This window comes from Acinetobacter sp. DL27 (assembly GCF_055810995.1).
Map to the genome: position 1 here is coordinate 3,171,447 of NZ_CM147947.1, position 18,208 is coordinate 3,189,654.

The window sequence follows — 18,208 nt, forward strand, 5'->3', positions numbered from 1 at the left end:
CTCCACAGCAACATCATGAGGGACTAAAGATTGAGCGATATTAAAGCATATCAATTATGAAGATTTGATGACAACGCCCATTTTATAAGCGTGCTTTGTCCACCAACCATGCATTCATTTCTTGAATATCTTGTTCAGTCAACTTACCCACAGATGCCTTTAAATGCAAGACATTGATCAGGTAGTCATACTTGGCATTGACATAGTCTTGCTTGGCCGAAAAGGCATTGCGCTGTGCCAGTAAAACATCGACCATGGTTTTTAAGCCTTCTTGATACTGCGCTTGTGAGGCACGAGAGACGAGGCTGGATGACTCCATGGCAGCTTTACGTGCTTGCAACTTGGCTTGGTCTGTTTCCACTTGTAAATAAGACTTTTTCACCTCTGTATTGGCTTTACGGATAGCTGCATCCAGTTCGGCTTCAGATTTTTTAACGTTGACAGCGGCTTTTTGAATCGACTTCTTGGTTCGTCCACCGGTATAGACATTCCAATTCATCTCAATACCAATCTGATCAAAGTTGCCTTTGGTCGACATAATATTCTCAGGAGTTTGCTCACTATAACCATAGCTTCCCACAGCTTCAATTTGCGGATAGAAAGCAGCTTGTTCAACCCGTTTTTGATCTTCAGCATAGCGCTGCTGTAAGCGTGCCTGCTGAATGCCTAAGTTCTGTGCGAGAGCCAAATTAGTCCATGCCGAAAGCTCTCCTGGATAAGGCTTTTGAAACTGAAAGTCTTCTCGCAACACTGCCAAGTTTTCTTGATAAGGCCCAATCATTTGCGCCAGTTGTTCCTGCGCCAAGACCAGTTGTACATGCGTCGCAATGCGGTTTGCTTTTGCGCTTTGGTACTGTGCATTGGCTTCACTCACATCACTTTTTGCCACCAAGCCCTCTCTGAGTTTGGCATTCATCATATTCAGTTGCTCAAGTAGAGCCTGTTCTTCTTGTAAATTGGCTGCGGTTAAACTTTGTTGGCGCAGTACATTAAAATAGGCTTCCGTCACGTCTAAAATGTGTTGCTGCCGCTGTAGCTGTAAATTGACTTCACTTAAACTGAGGGAGGTCTTGACTTGTTTCAATCCTTCCCACGCATCCCAACGAAAAAGGGGTTGGCGCGCCGTAATCGCCACTTGTTTGGTGGTGGTCGTATCGGGCATGGAAAGAACCGAACTCACCTGCCCAATGGGTTGATTTTTTCGAGTCACATTACCAGACAGACTAATGGTAGGTAGTAAGTTACCTTGAGCAATGCCTAAATTGAGTTGATCGGCTTCATATTGGAGTAAATTGGCTTGCCAGTTAGGATCATTGACTTTGGCGCGTTGTAACGCGTCGACCAAATCCAAGGCATGACTCCACGGCGCGAAAAACAACACACAGCTGGCAAGGACACATTTAATCTTCATTGTTTTCAGTCCACCTTTTCGCCTCACTGGCCTCGTTCTGAGCAACGCTATACTAAAACGAGTTGTCATTATTTTCGTATATTTTTTATTGCACTGGTTACAATAGCGCGCACTAATCTGTTCATTATGAAGTAAATATTAAATAGTGTCATAGCCCGTTCAACAAACTCATTCACAATACTACACATTAAAAATTCCATTCCCCCTATAAAATGAAGCACGGAGAAAAGGAGTTTCTCTACTGTGTTGTCGCTGAACTGAGTTTTTTGATCGAGTCGCTGTGAATCATTCTTCTTTATTTTCGCTTAAACCTTACGCACTGATTTTTATGTGCGCGCTGTTGGCTGCCTGTCAGAAACCTGAACCTGTCAGCTTTCAAGAGCCTGCACAAATAGAAGCGTCTTCGACTCAAACCTTGGACTTAACCGACTTGTGCCAAAAAATTGACAAAAACATGTCGGAAATAGATGCACAGCGTACTACTTTTGCTTTAGAGCAAATCAATCAAGATCTTAAGTTGTGTTTACCTTTGCTCGGTTTTCAACAACAAAAGCATTTATTGAGCTTATCCAATAAAATGTACTATGACTTTTTGTCGGTTGAACGTACGCCACAACAGCAGCGCGCTTTTGAAAGCTATGCCCTAGAAATGGCGCAACATCCGACCATTCAACAAAGTCTTTTTGAGCAACTCACCATTCGCGACCAATACCTCATCAAACACCAAGGGCAGTCTTATGTCGAGCTGTTTGATGCAGGCGAAGGACAAGTGCATTACCGCCGTAGCCCTGAATATTTAGCCAAAATTTTTGCGCCTTATCTACCTGTCGCAGAGCAAGAGTTTATTGAACATCTGGCAACACAGAATCAATATCCTGCTGTGATTGGAGGTCAGGTGAAAATTGATGCCAAAGAAATTGCGGATCGTGCGCTGTACTGGGAAAGCTATTTACAGCAATATCCAAAAAGTAGCTACCACCAAGATGCACGTCATCTGTTGAACCTATACAGCACCCTCTTGTTTATCGGACTGGATACTCAACGCGTTTACGACGGCTATACCGTGCAAAGCAACTATTTGGAAGAAATTGAGCGTCTTGCCGCATTAAAAAATTCAATTGTGACGGATCAAGCGCGCTTATTTTTAAAGTTTGTGGCACTCAGCCCTGAACAAAGAGCAGCGCAAATCATCTTGCCTGCTTCCGCTCATGTGCAGCGCCTCGGTGCAGATCAACTATTACAAAGACAATTGGCGCACTTTATTCAACTGCGTATGGTCCAACCCGATCAAGGCAAAGACTGCTTAAGCGATGCCATTTGCTTAGAACGTTGAACAGATCTCCTTTCACACTTTGAATAAAAAGGTCGCTGTTTTTAACAACAGTGCATGTTAAGATGATGCATCGCTTGACGGAGCGCGAGTAATTGCTCGCTGAGATCAGCTAAGACTTTTCAATAAAGTTTTGAAGCTGAGTACCGTTGAACCTGATCAGGTTAAGACCTGCGTAGGAATCAAGCCATCTAAAAACTGAACGCCTTTCATTGAACTGTTTCCAGTAGAAATACATCCGTTGCATTTGTACCCGCAAATCAACAACACACAGAAATAGCTTCAATTGCCATCGTTTTTGGTCGTGCTTGATTCGTTGATGTCATTCATAAGGATCATTGCAATGAACCAGTTAACGAATCTTTCCGCTGAAATTTCAGCACAACATGAACAAGATGCCAAAGATCTCACCCGTACCTTGCCTGCCTCTAAAAAAGTCTATATCCAAGGTTCGCGCCCAGACATTCAAGTTCCCATGCGTGAGATTGAACTAACCGAAACCCCAACAGGCTTAGGCGGTGAGTACAATCCACCAGTGATGGTGTATGACACCTCGGGCGTGTATACCGATACCAATGTCAGTATTGATCTGAACAAAGGTCTACCGAATGTCCGTGAAAGCTGGATTGAAGAGCGCAACGATACCGAAATGTTAGACAGCCTCAGTTCAAGCTTTGGCCAAGAACGTTTACGCGATATTCGTACCGCTGATATTCGCTTTGCGCATATTCAGAAACCACGTCGTGCCAAAGCAGGCCTCAATGTCACGCAGATGCATTATGCCAAACAAGGCATCATTACTCCTGAAATGGAATACATCGCCATTCGTGAAAATCAGCGTCAACGTGAAGGAGTCGATGCACGTCAGCACGCGGGGCAAAACTTTGGTGCGCATAACTTGATGGAAATCACGCCTGAGTTTGTACGTAAAGAAGTGGCTGAAGGGCGTGCGATTATCCCTGCCAATATTAACCACCCTGAAATTGAACCCATGATCATTGGCCGAAACTTCTTGGTGAAAATCAATGCCAATATTGGTAACTCGGCTCTCGGCTCTTCAATCGATGAAGAAGTCGCAAAAATGACGTGGGCAACTCGTTGGGGTGCAGACACCATCATGGACCTCTCCACAGGGAAGAACATCCATGAAACCCGAGAATGGATTATCCGTAACTCACCTGTTCCGATTGGTACCGTACCGATCTATCAAGCTTTAGAAAAAGTTGATGGGGTGGCGGAAGACCTGACATGGGAAATCTTCAAAGACACGCTGATTGAACAAGCGGAGCAAGGCGTAGATTATTTCACCATCCATGCAGGCGTCTTATTACGTTATGTTCCAATGACGGCGAATCGCCTCACTGGTATTGTGTCTCGTGGTGGTTCGATCATGGCGCAGTGGTGTTTGGCCCATCATCAAGAAAACTTCCTCTATACACATTTCGATGAAATCTGCGAAATCATGAAAGCCTATGATGTGTCATTCAGCCTCGGCGATGGCCTGCGTCCGGGATGTATCCAAGATGCCAATGACGAAGCACAGTTCTCTGAATTACGCACTTTAGGCGAACTCACCCATCGCGCATGGAAACATGATGTGCAAGTGATGATTGAAGGTCCGGGGCATGTGCCTATGCATATGATCAAAGAAAATATGGATCTACAACTTGAAGTCTGCCAAGAAGCACCCTTCTACACGTTAGGACCATTGACCACCGATATTGCCCCAGGTTATGACCATATTACTTCTGCGATTGGTGCGGCGATGATTGGTTGGTATGGGACTGCCATGCTGTGTTATGTCACGCCTAAAGAGCATTTGGGTCTGCCGAACAAGAAAGACGTCAAAGATGGCATCATCACCTATAAAATTGCAGCGCATGCGGCAGATTTGGCCAAAGGTCATCCGGGTGCGCAAGTCCGTGACAATGCCCTGTCTAAAGCACGTTTTGAATTCCGCTGGGAAGATCAGTTTAATCTCAGTCTTGATCCAGACACAGCGCGTAGCATGCATGATGAAACCATGCCGAAGGAAGCGCACAAGTCTGCGCACTTCTGTTCAATGTGTGGTCCCAAGTTTTGCTCGATGAAAATCACCCAAAACGTGCGTGATTATGCACAAAACCAGCAAAACGCTACGCTGAATAAAATTCAGCAAGAAGAGGTCGAAAACGGTCTCGATAGCATGAAAAAACAATTCCATGCAACCGGACAAAACTTGTACCAAAAAGTGTAAGTTGATAAAAAACCTTTTGTAATCATGTGATTCTCAGTTAGGATGAAATGATAAATTTCATCCTGATTGCGCTTTATGAACATAATTAAGCAAGCTACATATCACCGTGAAGATGTCCAAATTGTAGACAGAGCCTTTGTTTTTCAGGGTTTTGTTCAAGTAGAAAAAGTAAATTTACGTCATCGCCTGTTTAATCAAACTGAGTACACCGCTGTGATTTCACGTGAGCTCATTCAGCGCCCTGAAGCTGCTGGTGTGTTAATTTATGATGATGCACAACAAAAATTTGCTTTGATTGAACAATTTCGTATTGGTGCTATGGATGATCAAGATTCAGCTTGGCAGCTGGAGATTATTGCAGGAGTACTCGATGGTGATGAATCACCAGAAAGCTGTATTCGCCGTGAAGCATTAGAAGAATCAGGCTGTCAGATTGAAGACTTACAACACCTGTTTAGCTTTTATCCTTCTGCAGGTGCCTGTGCGGAACTGTTTCATCTGTATAGTGCTGCGGCCGATTTACCCGAACAAGGTGGTGTATTTGGTATGCCTGATGAAGGTGAAAATATTTTATTACACCTGATTGATTATGCGCAGATCGAGACATTACTTTCCAATGGTCGGCTCAGAAATGCGCCTGTCATAATGGCCTTGCAATGGCTACAACAACAGATTAAAACGACAAGGAATGTCTAAGGGGTCAGGCATGACTTTAAATAATGAGAAAAATTGGACCATTATCCAAATTTCAGATACGCACTTGATGGATCAAGATCATCTGGAGTTTGTACGTATGAATCCAGAGCAAAGCTTTCATCATGTGATGCAACATATTGTTGAGCGTCACCCACAGCTGAATGCCATCGTCCATACAGGTGACTTGGCACAAGTACCTGTGCCTCGAACCTATCAACGCTATTTAGACTTTATGCAGAGTTTAAAGACGCCGTTTTATCAGGTTCCGGGCAATCATGACAATGCCGAACACTTCCCTTTTCATCAGCAGCAAAACAAAGTTCATGTGATTCACTTTGGTCCTTGGAGCGTGGTTTTACTCAATAGTGCCGTCAAAGGTAAAATCGATGGCTGGGTCGATGAAGCACAATTGAACCAACTAGAACAGATCCTACAAGAATTTGCCCAGCAACACATTGTGATTGCCTGTCATCATCATCCTTTTGAAATGCAGTCAAAATGGATTGATCAACATAAACTCAAGAACACCCAAGACCTCACTGCGGTTCTTGCCAAATACCACAATGTCAAAATTGTGCTGTCGGGACATGTCCATCAAGAATCATGGCGTGAGTGGCATGGTATTCAGTTTTACTCGACGCCGTCTACCAGTATCCAATTTAAACCTTTAAGTGATCATTTCGCCTTAGATGAGCAGGCACCAGGCTATCGTATTTTACAATTAAACGCAGATGGCAGCCATGAAACCCACGTAGAACGTGTCTTACACGCACAGCAAAAAATAAATGTTGAAATTTCAGGTTATTAACTTTTCATTTTTATCGTTTTCAATTACCTTAGTTGCTCTTACGAAAAAGTGATCAATTTAATCCAAACATCAAAGACTATCAAAATACTTAAAAAGTCTATATGATGACGACCCCCGAGGGTTAATCTCCTCGAGGGTGGATAAAAACACTTGCATATCACCATATTTTTTGCGTATTAAAGATACGTATATGATGAGGATTGCCCTAAATGGCGAATGACAACCAAAATACTGTCTTAGACGAACAAACTGATGTTGTAGATGAAAAATCTACAAAACGTGTGCGCAAAACTAAGCCTAAAGCGACTGACGGTGGTTCTACTGCAAGCTTATTTGGTATTGAACCTTATCAGCCGAAAAAAAATGAAGAATACATGTCTGAAGGTCAGCTTGAGCACTTCCGCCAAATTTTGTTGGCATGGAAAGCAGAGTTGATGTCAGAAGTTGACCGCACACTCAACACCATGCAAGACGAAAACACCGCTTTGCCTGATGTGAATGACCGCGCGACACAAGAAGAAGAGTTTGCAATTGAATTACGTACACGCGACCGTGAACGTAAGCTCATCCGCAAAATCGAACAATCAATTGAAGCGATTAAAAACGATGACTATGGTTTCTGTGAAACCTGTGGCATCGAAATTGGTCTGCGCCGTTTAGAGGCTCGTCCAACTGCGACTTTATGTATTGACTGCAAAACACTGGCAGAAATCAAAGAGAAGCAAAATAACGGTTAATCATGTTATTCAATAACCCTCCCCCAACCCCTCCTTTACATAAGGAGGGGGACAACAGGATGGCTTATGTGGGCCGGTTTGCGCCATCGCCAACCGGCCCTTTGCATTTTGGTTCACTCATCACAGCCGTTGCCAGTTATTGCGAAGCTAAAGCACATCAAGGCACATGGTTGATTCGTATCGAAGATACCGATATCCCGCGTATTTACCCTGGCAGTGAAAGCCACATCTTACGTTGTATCGAGGCTTTCGGCTTTCAGCCCGATGCGGAGATCATTTTCCAAAAAGATCGTCTCGACCTATATGAAGACGTGATTCAACAACTGCATCAACTCAAACTTGTCTATGCCTGTCAGTGCACCCGCAAAATGCTCGGTTCTAACCACATTTATGCAGGTACCTGCCGTGACCTTGCTCTGCCTTTTGAGCAACAAGCCATTCGCGTCAAAGTGGAAGATGTCGAGATTTGTTTTGATGATGCTCTGCAAGGCAGACACTGCTCACAACTGGCACATGAGCTCGGTGACTTTGTACTGAAACGCCGCGATGGCATTATCAACTATCAATTAGCTGTAGTGGTAGATGACTATCTACAGGGCATCACCCATGTGGTCCGTGGTGCAGATCTATTGGATAATACCGAGCGACAAATTTATTTAGGTCAGCTGCTAGATTACCCACGTCTTAGCTATATGCACCTGCCTTTAGCCATGAATGATCAAGGGCAAAAATTGTCTAAACAAAATATGGCACAAGCGCTGGATCTTAACCAAGCACCAGCTCTACTCGCTCAAGCAATACGCGCTCTAAATCAGCCAGTTGTCGAACTAGACCATCCTAAACGAATGTTGCAACAAGCCATTGCACAATGGGATGTTTCACTGATTCCGCACCTTACTACCCTGCACGGTATCTATTTATAGCAAAACCATCGCGGCAGAAACTCAACACTACGCATAGCGCGCAACGTTTCAATTGAAGAAAATTCAAAAATTAGATTATTACAGTCACATTCATCATGAAAGAATGATGCATAAATACGCAGATGAGAAACACAATTTAGGAAGGGCTCAAACGCTATCCGCATAACGAAAAGTGAGTTTCGTCTGCAGATAGCGTGATGAAAGAACAACCGGCTTAGAAGCTGGATTCTTCTTTGGTTGGATTGGCACTTTGTGTTGTTGCATCAATTTTCAAAATCAAACTGATCATCACTGCGCACATAATCAGTGATGAACCACCATAACTAATGAAAGGTAGGGTCAAACCTTTGGTTGGCAGCATGCCCATATTCATACCTGCGTTTACTAAAATTTGCAGTAAGAAAATAATCGATACCCCATATGCCAAATAACCCGCACGCAGGTACTGATTCTTCAAGGCACGATGACCCACTTTGATACAGCACAGCAACATGGTAAAGGACAGAATTAAGACAGTAGTGATCCCGAAAAAGCCAAACTCTTCGCCTAAAATGGCCAACATGAAGTCGGTATGCGCTTCAGGCAAGTAGGCCATTTTCTGTACACTGTGGCCAAGCCCTACACCAAACCATTCACCACGCCCAAAAGCCATTAAGGCATTGGAAAGCTGGTAACCAGTACCTAGCGGATCTTCCCAAGGGTTTGAGAAAGACATTAGACGTTCAAAACGGTAAGGCTCAAATACAATCAGAAAGACAAAGGCCGCAAAGATTGCACCAAAAGCCATACCAAACTGAATCAGCGGCGCGCCAGCAAGGAAGAAGATACCGAGCATCATCAAACTAATCACTACGGTTGCACCCAAGTCGGGCTCCGCGATAATCAAACCCACCGTCAAAAGCATAATAATACCGAGACGGATCAAACCTTTGATATTGTTTCGTACTTCTTCGGCACGGCGTACCACATAGTCCGCTGTGAAAATGGCCATCATCACTTTGGCAACCTCAGAAGCCTGCAAGGTAAAGCCCGCAACACGAATCCAGCGGGTTGAACCATTGACCTCCGTACCGACAACCAATACGGCAGCCAGCAGTAAGATGGTCAAGATCCACAGTGGGAAGGTGTTATTGAACCAAACATTGAGCGGAACTCGGTATACCGCATAGGCCAAAACGCCCGCCACCGCGATTGAAATCCCGTGACGAAGGACATAGTGAAATGAATTCTCATGAAGGCGTTCAGCATAAGGCATCGACGCAGATGCGACCATGATCGACCCTAAACACAACAACGCAACGACGCAGAAGATTAACACATTACGTGGTGTCACTTCGCTAGGTATACGCGGCGCCCAACGGCTATAAAACTGATTCATTTTATTGATCGTTGTCTGAGCAAACTCAGCCATCTCAATTTCCTTATTATTTTTAGTGGAGTTTTTGCACACAAGCGACAAACTGATGTCCACGCTGTGGGTAACCACTGAACATATCAAAACTTGCACATGCAGGTGACAATAACACGACATCATGGGCTTGGGTATGGGCTTGGCAAAGTGCAACCGCCTGCTCTAAAGTCTCAGCATGCAGTAAAGTCGTCGTTCCATCCACGGCTTTTTCAATCAACGCCGCATCTTCACCAATCAATACCGCCACTTTCACGTATTTGCTCAAAGCCTCACGTAAAGCGCTAAAGTCTTGCCCTTTGCCTTGACCACCTAAAATGATCGCGACTTTGCCGCCTTTGGCCGCAATTGCTGCACCTAAGCCATCAATTGCAGCTAAAGTTGCGCCGACATTGGTTCCTTTAGAGTCATTATAGTAACGGACACCCTCAACGTCTTTCACAAACTCACAGCGATGCTCTAAGCCTTTAAAGCTTTTCAGCGTTTCCAACATCGACTCAAGCGGAAGATTAATCGCTTCACCCAAAGCTAAACAGGCTAAAGCATTGGCAACATTGTGTGTACCTTGAATATACATCTCTGCACTATTCAATAACCGTGTGCGGCCACGAGCCAACCAAATCGTACCATCATCATCTCTTAACACACCGTACTGATTCATATCAGGAGCATTTAAACCAAAGCTTTGCATTGGTGTAGCATCAGGTACCAAAGGACGAGTGAGCGAGTCATCACGGTTATGAACAACTTTTTTCACACCTTGGAAAATACGATGCTTCGCGGTGTGATAACCCATCATATCGCCATGACGGTCAAGATGGTCTTCACTCATATTCAGCACCACCGCAACCTCAGCCTGTAAATTTGATGTGGTTTCTAACTGGAAGCTGGATAACTCCAAAATATATAGGTCTGGATCATCCTTGGTTAAGTCTAAAGCTGGACGGCCAAGATTGCCTCCCACCGCGACTTTCACACCTGCATGTTCAGCCATCAGACCAATTAAGGTCGTCACGGTACTTTTTGCATTCGACCCAGTAATGGCCATAATTGGCTTATCTGTTGCACGGCGTAGGATTTGAATTTCACTCACCACGGGAATGCCTTTGGCAATCGCAGCTTGAATTTCAGGTAGTTTCGGATCGAGCCCAGGGCTAATAACGATTTCTTCAGCAGACAACAACAGTTCCGCGTCAAACTGACCAAAACTGGTTTGTACCTCTGCTGGAATTTGGTCATGACCAGGCGGGGTCGATCGGGAGTCCGTTACTGCAACGCGGTAGCCTTGGTTATGTAAAAAATTGACCGCTGCAACACCAGAAATGCCGAGCCCTGCAACGACCTTAAGTCCACCACGTTGTATTAACATTTTTGCCCCATGCTTGGTCTGAGATTTATCTGCGGAAATGTTAGCACTTTGCTGTTTTGAATGCTTTTTCTGTTTTGACTTTCCTGCACTTTTTTTGTGTCAGTGCGTAAAAAAGCCGTCCCTCTTGGACGGCTTTTTTATTTGTGAGCAAAAATCGTTTTATTTCCACTTCACCGCCTGAACTTCAGGCTTTTTCGCATTGCTGTCTTCTGTTGCTGGGCAGGCACAGTTTCCGCCACACCCGCCAACCATTGACGGCTTTAACCACGTTGCTAAACGTGTCCAACCACGAGCCTCACACAGTGCGGACAAGGACATGAAAACTGAACCCGATGTCTTAGGAAATACTTTCTTAAATACCACCACTGCACTCCAGATCACTAGAGCAGCAACAATTAGAATTTCAATCATCTCAATCTCCTCGCCTATTTACGCCGATTAGCCCAAATAGTGCGTTGCAATTTGATAGGTCAGGAATGACATGAAATAAGCCAAACCAAACAAGTAAATGGTCATAAAACTCACGGTTTTCCATGAACCTGTTTCACGTTTGACCGTCGCTAAAGTCGCCAAACAGTGCGGTGCATAAATAAACCACACCAATAAAGACAGACCAGTCGCTACCGACCAGCCGAGCTCACCGCCACTACTGATGAGTGAAGCCAAACCTTGTGACATGGCATCTTCATCAACAGCGGATAAGGCATATACCGTACCTAAAGCTGCCACCACGACTTCACGAGCAGCCATGGCTGGAATCAAGGCAATACAAATCTGCCAGTTGAAGCCCAGCGGTGCAAAAATTGGTTGCAGTAAATGACCGAGCATACCGGCAAATGAATAATCAATTTCAGGTAAAGTCGCGCCTTCAGGGGCTTGCGGGAAGGTACACAAGAACCACAGCAAAATAGACAAGGCGAAAATGATACCACCTACACGACGTAAGAAGATCTTGGCACGGTCAAGTAAACCAATCCAAATATTCTTCAAGTCAGGGAAACGATAGCTTGGTAACTCCATCATCAACATATGTTGTGACTTGTCTTTCTGGAAGAATTTCAGAACGAAAGATACACACAGTGCACTGACAATCCCGGCCATATATAAAGCAAACAACACTAAACCTTGCAGATTAAAAATCCCCCAAACAGTTTGTTCAGGAATAAAAGCAGCAATTAACAAGGCATATACAGGTAAACGTGCAGAACACGTCATTAACGGTGCTACAAAAATCGTAGTCAAACGGTCACGCGGATCACTAATGGTACGCGATGCCATGATGCCCGGAATTGCGCAGGCAAAGCTAGACAAGAGCGGAATAAAGGCACGCCCAGAAAGACCTGCTTTAAACATCAGCTTATCTAGCAAAAACGCGGCACGCGGTAAATAACCCGACTCTTCCAATACCAAGATAAAGAAGAACAAAATTAAAATCTGCGGCAAGAACACTACGACACCGCCCGCACCCGCAATAATCCCGTCTACCACCAAACTGTTAAGTAAAGGATGGCTAATAGACCCACCGATGGTTTCACCCAGCCAGCCAAAGAAGGTTTCAATCCCATCCATAAACGGCGCTGCCCAAGAAAAAACGGCTTGGAAGACAATAAACATCATTACCGCAAGGCTAACTAGACCCAAAACTGGATGTAGAAAAATTTTATCCAGAAAATCAGTTCGCTTGTCTTCTTCATCGACGTACTGCACGGCGTCATGTAATAAATTTTCTACTTTCTCATGTGCAGTGTCGCCTTTTAAGCCCGTCAACTCGGTATAAGGCACGGCATATTTGCCCTGCTCTAAAGCACTGAGCAAGCTTTCAATACCCGAATTACGCACCGCAACGGTTTCAACGATCGGTACACCCAAGCGCTCAGAAAGCTTTTGGGTATTGATTTGCATGCCACGGCGACGTGCTTCATCCATCATGTTTAAAACGATTAACATTGGACGGCCCAATGCAATCAGTTCAATCACTAAACCGAGGTGAAGTTTGAGGTTAGTTGCATCAACGATACATAAGAAAGCATCTTGCTGACCTTCTTCTGCAATTTTCCCCATCACCACGTCACGGGTAATCATTTCATCAGGGCTAGTCGCATCTAAGCTATACGTCCCTGGCAAATCCAGAACGCGAACTGCTTGACCGGAAGGAAGAGTAAATTGACCAACTTTACGCTCAACCGTAACACCCGCATAGTTACCTACTTTTTGGCGGGTTCCAGTGAGATGGTTAAATAACGAAGTTTTACCGCAGTTTGGATTACCTACAAGGGCAACACGCAAGGCATCACTCATCTAGGTGCTCCTTCGACTTGAATTTCAATTTTTTCAGCTTCAACTTTTCTTAAGGCGAAACGTGTAAAACCCACTTGGATTAAAATTGGATCGCCACCAAAAACACCTTTGGTAATCACCTGTACTTTTGTACCTGCGACAAAGCCTAATGTTTCAAGACGACTAGCCACCAAATCAGTCTGAGCTTCGCCATCCAAAGTATGATTCACTTTGTTAATGATGGCAGTTTGTTTGACTTTTAAATCAGATAAACGCACCGCATCCAACCCTTTAATATTTTGAACAGTATACAAACAAATGAGAATAATTACCAAATCAGATTCGATAATGATTCGCATCTGTTATAACACATCGACAAGCGAGAATGATTACACTACATTGAATAAAACCCCTATTCCTTGTTTTGTCTTTCCGTGATGATGTGCTTGAGAGCTTTATGTTAAATAAAAAACCGCGTGTGCCTGCGCCTGTTCAAATTCCAACTCAGCTCAGTTTTTTACACGGCTTTAAAGATTATCTCATTGCACAAACCGTCAGCCCACACACCCGGAATGCTTATCTCTCTGACTTATTGCAATGCAGCGAGTGTAGTCGGGTGAGCATGCCTGAATGGAGCAGTGACGATGTCGCCGATGTTCTGCTGACCCTCACCAAGCAAGGCAAAAGCCCGCGCTCCATTGCGCGCTGTCTGTCTGCTCTGCGTTCTTTTTTTAAGTTTCTACGGGAACAAAAACTGCGTTCAGACAACCCTGTCGCACTACATAAAACACCCAAAATTGGCCGTGCACTGCCTAAAGATTTGTCTGAGCAAGACGTGGATGCCTTAATTCAAGCTCCAGATATTGAAACTGCTCTCGGACTTCGTGATCGTGCCATGTTTGAAGTCTTATATGCCTGTGGATTGCGTGTATCTGAGCTCCTGAATCTACGCCTGGACTTAATCAATTTAAAACAAGGCTATTTAAGGATTACGGGTAAGGGCAATAAAGAACGCTTGGTACCTTTGGGACAAATCGCAGTGGAATGGGTCGAAAAATACTTAATTGAATCCCGTCCGCAATTATATAAATCTGCAACCGACTATCTGTTTTTAACTCAACATGGCGGCATTATGAGTCGGCAAAACTTTTGGTACGCCATTAAACGCTATGCCTTACAAGCAGGGATTCAGGCTGAACTGTCTCCACACACCTTAAGACATGCTTTTGCAACGCATTTACTCAATCACGGTGCCGACTTGCGTGTAGTACAAATGCTATTGGGACATAGTGATCTGTCCACGACACAAATTTACACCCATGTCGCACAAGTGCGTATGCAACAACTGCATGCCAGCCATCACCCAAGGGCTTAAGGTCTTGATCCTTCATAACTTAAAGCTGTTTTTAGCACGAAGACTACGAAGTATTACCGAGTCCTGGACTTTTTTTGCTATGCTTGGCGCTCTGTTTTTATAAAGTCAAAAGAAAAAGGGTTATCTATGTTATTTACCCGTAAACCATTGTTCATTGCCTGTGCCATTGCTTCAAGTGTTCTATTTACAGCATGTTCAAATAACACTGAAGAAAAAAAACAAGACTCTTTAACAGCAAGCGCGCCAGCCACAGGTGAAGCGTCGACTTTGACGGAACGCAATGCAAAGCAACGTTTAATTGACACTCTTCAAAAACATTTCAAAACAGCCAATATCAATGCCAAAATCATCGATATCAAAACCACTGAAGTGCCAAATTTATTTTGGGTCAATCTTGAAGGGATGAGCTCGGTTTATACCACGGCAGATGGTAAATATATTATCCAAGGTGATGTGATTCGCTTGGGCGATAAAACCCTCCACAACGTCAGCGACAACCTGCAAGCTGAAGCCAACAAAAAGCTTCTAGCTGGACTCAAAACTGAAGATCTGCTGGTTTATAAAGCCAAAGGTAAGACCAAACATGTGGTTTATGTCTTTACCGATGCCAGCTGCCCTTACTGCCATAAACTGCACGAACACATCCCTGAAATCACAGCTCAAGGCATTGAGGTGCGTTACATTGCATGGCCACGTGGCGAACAGTTCATGCCAGCCATGGAAAGTGTGTGGTGTAGCGCAGACCGTCAAACTGCCTTTGATCAAGCGATTTCAGGTGCTCAACTTCCACCGGCGACCTGTAAAAATCCAGTGCGAGATCAATACCAGTTGGGTCTGAACATGGGCGTAAATGGGACACCTGCGATCTACAATGAAGATGGTGAATATCTCGGTGGTTATTTGGCCCCAAGTGAATTATTAAATCGCCTTAAATAACTAATTTTTATTTGTTATTTAACTAATATTTATAGTTGAACATAAAATGATTTCTTTCCTAGAGTCTCACAGTTTTTTTAGCTATGATCTAGGCTTGGTTCAATATATATAAGTAAATTGGAGTGTGACGTGAAACCAGTTCGTCTGGCAATCCTCGGTCTTGGTACTGTGGGTGGTGGTGCCCTTAAACTACTAAATGAAAATGCTGCTGAGATTAAACGTCGCACCGGTCGTGAAATTCAAATTACCTATGTCGGCACACGCCGCCCTCGTCCAGACTTAAACTTAGGCGATGAGGTCAAGCAAAGTGCTGACTTACTCGACATTGTGCGTCAGCCTGATGTCGATGTTGTGGTTGAAGTCATGGGTGGCATCCACCCTGCATATGAAGTGATTAAAGAAGCCATTTTACATGGTAAACAAGTGGTCACCGCGAACAAAGCTTTACTTGCTGAACATGGTAATGAGCTGTTCAAACTGGCGGATGACAATGCCGTGCAAATCGCCTATGAAGCTGCGGTTGCAGGAGGCATTCCCATCATTAAAGTGATGCGCGAAGGCCTAGCAGCAAACAAGATTAATTGGTTAGCAGGTATCATCAATGGTACAGGTAACTTTATTCTGACTGAAATGCGTGAAAAAGGTCGTGCCTTTGCCGATGTGCTCAAAGAAGCACAAGAGCTGGGTTATGCCGAAGCTGATCCAACTTTTGATGTCGAAGGCATTGATGCTGCACATAAACTCACGATTTTAGCATCGTGTGCTTTTGGTATTCCGCTACAGTTTGACAAAGTCTATACCGAAGGCATCAGTAAAATCACAGCACAAGATGTGAAATATGCTGAAGAGCTGGGTTTCCGTATTAAGCACTTGGGAATTGCGCGACGCGCAGCGAATGGCATCGAACTTCGAGTTCACCCAACCTTGATCCCTGCGGAAGAACTGATTGCCAATGTCAACGGTGTTAAAAATGCTGTCTTGGTACAAGCCCATGCTGTCGGCCCAACCTTATACTATGGCGCAGGCGCAGGCGCAGGCCCAACGGCTTCTGCGGTTGTTGCAGATGTCATTGATATCGTCCGTGATATCTCGTATACCGAAGATGGTGCTGGAACGATTCCACAATTGGCCTTCGAAGCACTGACCAATGTGCCCATTTTAAGCCGTGAAGAAATGACTACAGGTTATTACATTCGGATTAATGCAGAAGATCAAACTGGCGTCTTGGCCGATGTAACCACGATTCTGAGCCGTGCAGGCATCAGTATCGATGCCATCATGCAACAACCACGCTTAAAAGACCTTATTCCAATCGTGATTTTGACTGATCCAGTCGTTGAATCAAAAATGGACGAGGCACTTGCTCAAATTCAAGCCTTACCCGTCATTCATGGCGAAATCGTGCGAATTCGTTTAGAATCGCTTGATAATTAATCGGGTTGAGGAAAAGAACGCTCTTCTCTTCCTCTCCAAGCTCTACACACAATTGGAACATCATCATGTCGAATGCCAATCGTTATACTGGTTTAGTTGACCGTTATCGCGACCGTTTACCAGTGTCTGCAACTACTCGCGCTATTTCTTTGGGTGAAGGTAATACGCCACTGATTAAACTCGAGAACATTCCACGTTTAATTGGCAAAAATGTTGAAATTTATGTGAAGTACGAGGGCTTAAACCCGACTGGTTCATTTAAAGACCGTGGTATGACCATGGCGGTTACTAAAGCCGTTGAAGAAGGCTCAAAAGCGATTATTTGTGCCTCTACAGGTAATACATCAGCTGCTGCTGCGGCTTATGCAGCGCGTGCTGGCATCAAAGCATTCGTTTTAATCCCAGAAGGCAAAATTGCCATGGGTAAAATGGCGCAAGCAATGATGTATGGTGCCATCACCATGCAAATCCGCGGTAACTTTGATGACGGCATGCGTCTGGTTAAAGAAATTGCCGACAAAGCCCCAGTGACCATCGTAAACTCAATCAACCCATACCGTTTGCAAGGTCAAAAAACCATTGCTTATGAAATCGTCGATGAGTTAGGTCGTGCACCAGATTACCACTGCCTACCAGTAGGTAACGCAGGAAACATTACTGCACACTGGATGGGTTATACCGAAGCAGTTGCCAATCAACCTGCAGATCAATTTGAGCAAGTGATTTACAATGCTGAAACAGATCAATTCACAGGTCCAAAACCTGAAGGCTTACCAACTATGGTTGGTTACCAAGCAGCAGGTGCTGCACCTTTCTTACGTGGTGCACCCGTTGAAAACCCTGAAACAGTTGCAACAGCAATTCGTATTGGTAACCCACAAAGCTGGAACCATGCGAAAGCAGTGGTTCGTGACTCTCAAGGTTGGTTTGATGAACTGACTGATGCAGAAATTTTAGAAGCACAGCGTTTACTTTCAATGTATGAAGGTGTCTTTGTAGAACCTGCTTCTGCAGCATCTATTGGCGGCGCAATCCGTGACATCAAAGCCGGTAAAATTGCAGAAGGTTCTGTGATTGTCTGTACCGTGACAGGTAATGGTCTAAAAGACCCAGATACTGCGATCAAACAGTGTTCTGATGCGGTCATGCTGTCAATCGATGCAACTTTAGAACAAGTTCGCGATTCAATTCTTTCAAACATGTAATTGAGAGAAGACAAAAAAGCCCTGCATATGCAGGGCTTTTTTATGACTCAATTTTTGTTGTTG

At 44.3% G+C, this 18,208-nt stretch carries 16 protein-coding genes and 1 riboswitch; of the genes, 10 read left to right on the top strand and 6 right to left on the bottom strand.

Features of this window, described 5'->3' with window-relative positions:
• Nucleotides 1-82: 82 nt before the first annotated feature.
• Nucleotides 83-1,411 (bottom strand): multidrug efflux outer membrane protein AbuO, encoded by a 1,329-nt coding sequence (gene abuO, locus AC0KVP_RS15280; RefSeq protein WP_473337720.1) that lies wholly within the window; start codon nt 1,409-1,411, stop codon nt 83-85.
• A 280-nt stretch (nt 1,412-1,691) separates the two neighbouring features.
• On the opposite strand from abuO, the gene AC0KVP_RS15285 reads away from it, so the two are divergent.
• The 6 genes from AC0KVP_RS15285 (at nt 1,692) to gluQRS (ending at nt 8,141) form a co-directional block, all read left to right on the top strand.
• Nucleotides 1,692-2,744, top strand: a complete 1,053-nt coding sequence (locus AC0KVP_RS15285) for a hypothetical protein (RefSeq protein WP_473337722.1) — start codon at nt 1,692-1,694, stop codon at nt 2,742-2,744.
• A 68-nt stretch (nt 2,745-2,812) separates the two neighbouring features.
• Nucleotides 2,813-2,940, top strand: a riboswitch (TPP riboswitch).
• A 144-nt stretch (nt 2,941-3,084) separates the two neighbouring features.
• Nucleotides 3,085-4,977 (top strand): phosphomethylpyrimidine synthase ThiC, encoded by a 1,893-nt coding sequence (thiC, locus tag AC0KVP_RS15290; protein ID WP_473337724.1) that lies wholly within the window; start codon nt 3,085-3,087, stop codon nt 4,975-4,977.
• 75 nt (nt 4,978-5,052) lie between these two features.
• Nucleotides 5,053-5,673 (top strand): NUDIX domain-containing protein, encoded by a 621-nt coding sequence (locus AC0KVP_RS15295; RefSeq protein ID WP_473337726.1) that lies wholly within the window; start codon nt 5,053-5,055, stop codon nt 5,671-5,673.
• Nucleotides 5,674-5,683: 10 nt separating this feature from the next.
• Nucleotides 5,684-6,481 carry a 3',5'-cyclic-AMP phosphodiesterase gene (gene cpdA / locus AC0KVP_RS15300; protein WP_473337728.1) on the top strand — a complete coding sequence of 266 codons (798 nt, stop codon included), beginning with the start codon at nt 5,684-5,686 and terminating at the stop codon, nt 6,479-6,481.
• Nucleotides 6,482-6,690: 209 nt separating this feature from the next.
• Nucleotides 6,691-7,218: an RNA polymerase-binding protein DksA gene (dksA, locus tag AC0KVP_RS15305; protein ID WP_004692816.1), complete on the top strand. Its 528-nt coding sequence runs from the start codon at nt 6,691-6,693 to the stop codon at nt 7,216-7,218.
• 2 nt (nt 7,219-7,220) lie between these two features.
• On the top strand, nt 7,221-8,141 hold the full coding sequence (gene gluQRS, locus AC0KVP_RS15310; RefSeq protein ID WP_473337730.1) for a tRNA glutamyl-Q(34) synthetase GluQRS: 921 nt from the start codon (nt 7,221-7,223) through the stop codon (nt 8,139-8,141).
• 214 nt (nt 8,142-8,355) lie between these two features.
• On the opposite strand, the gene ftsW is transcribed toward gluQRS, so the two are convergent.
• From ftsW to AC0KVP_RS15335, 5 genes are all read right to left on the bottom strand, one after another.
• The gene (gene ftsW, locus AC0KVP_RS15315) at nt 8,356-9,552 is read right to left on the bottom strand and encodes a putative lipid II flippase FtsW (RefSeq protein WP_184118822.1); all 1,197 of its coding nucleotides are present in this window, start codon (nt 9,550-9,552) and stop codon (nt 8,356-8,358) included.
• A 19-nt stretch (nt 9,553-9,571) separates the two neighbouring features.
• Nucleotides 9,572-10,918, bottom strand: a complete 1,347-nt coding sequence (gene murD / locus AC0KVP_RS15320; RefSeq protein WP_473337734.1) for a UDP-N-acetylmuramoyl-L-alanine--D-glutamate ligase — start codon at nt 10,916-10,918, stop codon at nt 9,572-9,574.
• A gap of 159 nt (nt 10,919-11,077) precedes the next feature.
• Nucleotides 11,078-11,329 carry a DUF6587 family protein gene (locus AC0KVP_RS15325; protein WP_473337737.1) on the bottom strand — a complete coding sequence of 84 codons (252 nt, stop codon included), beginning with the start codon at nt 11,327-11,329 and terminating at the stop codon, nt 11,078-11,080.
• 27 nt (nt 11,330-11,356) lie between these two features.
• A complete protein-coding gene (feoB, locus tag AC0KVP_RS15330; protein WP_473337740.1) occupies nt 11,357-13,216 on the bottom strand; it encodes a ferrous iron transporter B in 1,860 nt (619 codons plus the stop codon).
• Nucleotides 13,213-13,473 carry a FeoA family protein gene (locus tag AC0KVP_RS15335; RefSeq protein WP_010325703.1) on the bottom strand — a complete coding sequence of 87 codons (261 nt, stop codon included), beginning with the start codon at nt 13,471-13,473 and terminating at the stop codon, nt 13,213-13,215. Before AC0KVP_RS15335 ends, feoB begins: the two co-directional genes overlap by 4 nt.
• 179 nt (nt 13,474-13,652) lie before the next feature.
• Between AC0KVP_RS15335 and xerD the strand changes: the two genes are divergently transcribed.
• From xerD to thrC, 4 genes are all read left to right on the top strand, one after another.
• Nucleotides 13,653-14,570: a site-specific tyrosine recombinase XerD gene (gene xerD / locus AC0KVP_RS15340; protein WP_010325702.1), complete on the top strand. Its 918-nt coding sequence runs from the start codon at nt 13,653-13,655 to the stop codon at nt 14,568-14,570.
• A gap of 126 nt (nt 14,571-14,696) precedes the next feature.
• Nucleotides 14,697-15,506, top strand: a complete 810-nt coding sequence (locus AC0KVP_RS15345; RefSeq protein WP_473337743.1) for a DsbC family protein — start codon at nt 14,697-14,699, stop codon at nt 15,504-15,506.
• 129 nt (nt 15,507-15,635) lie between these two features.
• Nucleotides 15,636-16,940, top strand: a complete 1,305-nt coding sequence (locus AC0KVP_RS15350; RefSeq protein WP_178928112.1) for a homoserine dehydrogenase — start codon at nt 15,636-15,638, stop codon at nt 16,938-16,940.
• Between the two features lie 65 nt (nt 16,941-17,005).
• Entirely contained in the window at nt 17,006-18,145 is a 1,140-nt protein-coding gene (thrC, locus tag AC0KVP_RS15355; protein ID WP_058868731.1) for a threonine synthase, read from the top strand.
• Nucleotides 18,146-18,208: the final 63 nt, after the last annotated feature.

What these genes read in the sequence shown, in the direction of transcription:
- xerD (WP_010325702.1), top strand. Translation starts at nt 13,653, where the DNA reads ATGTTAAATAAAAAACCGCGTGTGCCTGCGCCTGTTCAAATTCCAACT.
- abuO (WP_473337720.1), bottom strand. Translation starts at nt 1,411, where the DNA reads ATGAAGATTAAATGTGTCCTTGCCAGCTGTGTGTTGTTTTTCGCGCCG.
- ftsW (WP_184118822.1), bottom strand. Translation starts at nt 9,552, where the DNA reads ATGGCTGAGTTTGCTCAGACAACGATCAATAAAATGAATCAGTTTTAT.
- AC0KVP_RS15295 (WP_473337726.1), top strand. Translation starts at nt 5,053, where the DNA reads ATGAACATAATTAAGCAAGCTACATATCACCGTGAAGATGTCCAAATT.
- AC0KVP_RS15325 (WP_473337737.1), bottom strand. Translation starts at nt 11,329, where the DNA reads ATGATTGAAATTCTAATTGTTGCTGCTCTAGTGATCTGGAGTGCAGTG.
- gluQRS (WP_473337730.1), top strand. Translation starts at nt 7,221, where the DNA reads ATGTTATTCAATAACCCTCCCCCAACCCCTCCTTTACATAAGGAGGGG.
- feoB (WP_473337740.1), bottom strand. Translation starts at nt 13,216, where the DNA reads ATGAGTGATGCCTTGCGTGTTGCCCTTGTAGGTAATCCAAACTGCGGT.
- dksA (WP_004692816.1), top strand. Translation starts at nt 6,691, where the DNA reads ATGGCGAATGACAACCAAAATACTGTCTTAGACGAACAAACTGATGTT.
- murD (WP_473337734.1), bottom strand. Translation starts at nt 10,918, where the DNA reads ATGTTAATACAACGTGGTGGACTTAAGGTCGTTGCAGGGCTCGGCATT.
- AC0KVP_RS15345 (WP_473337743.1), top strand. Translation starts at nt 14,697, where the DNA reads ATGTTATTTACCCGTAAACCATTGTTCATTGCCTGTGCCATTGCTTCA.
- thiC (WP_473337724.1), top strand. Translation starts at nt 3,085, where the DNA reads ATGAACCAGTTAACGAATCTTTCCGCTGAAATTTCAGCACAACATGAA.
- thrC (WP_058868731.1), top strand. Translation starts at nt 17,006, where the DNA reads ATGTCGAATGCCAATCGTTATACTGGTTTAGTTGACCGTTATCGCGAC.
- cpdA (WP_473337728.1), top strand. Translation starts at nt 5,684, where the DNA reads ATGACTTTAAATAATGAGAAAAATTGGACCATTATCCAAATTTCAGAT.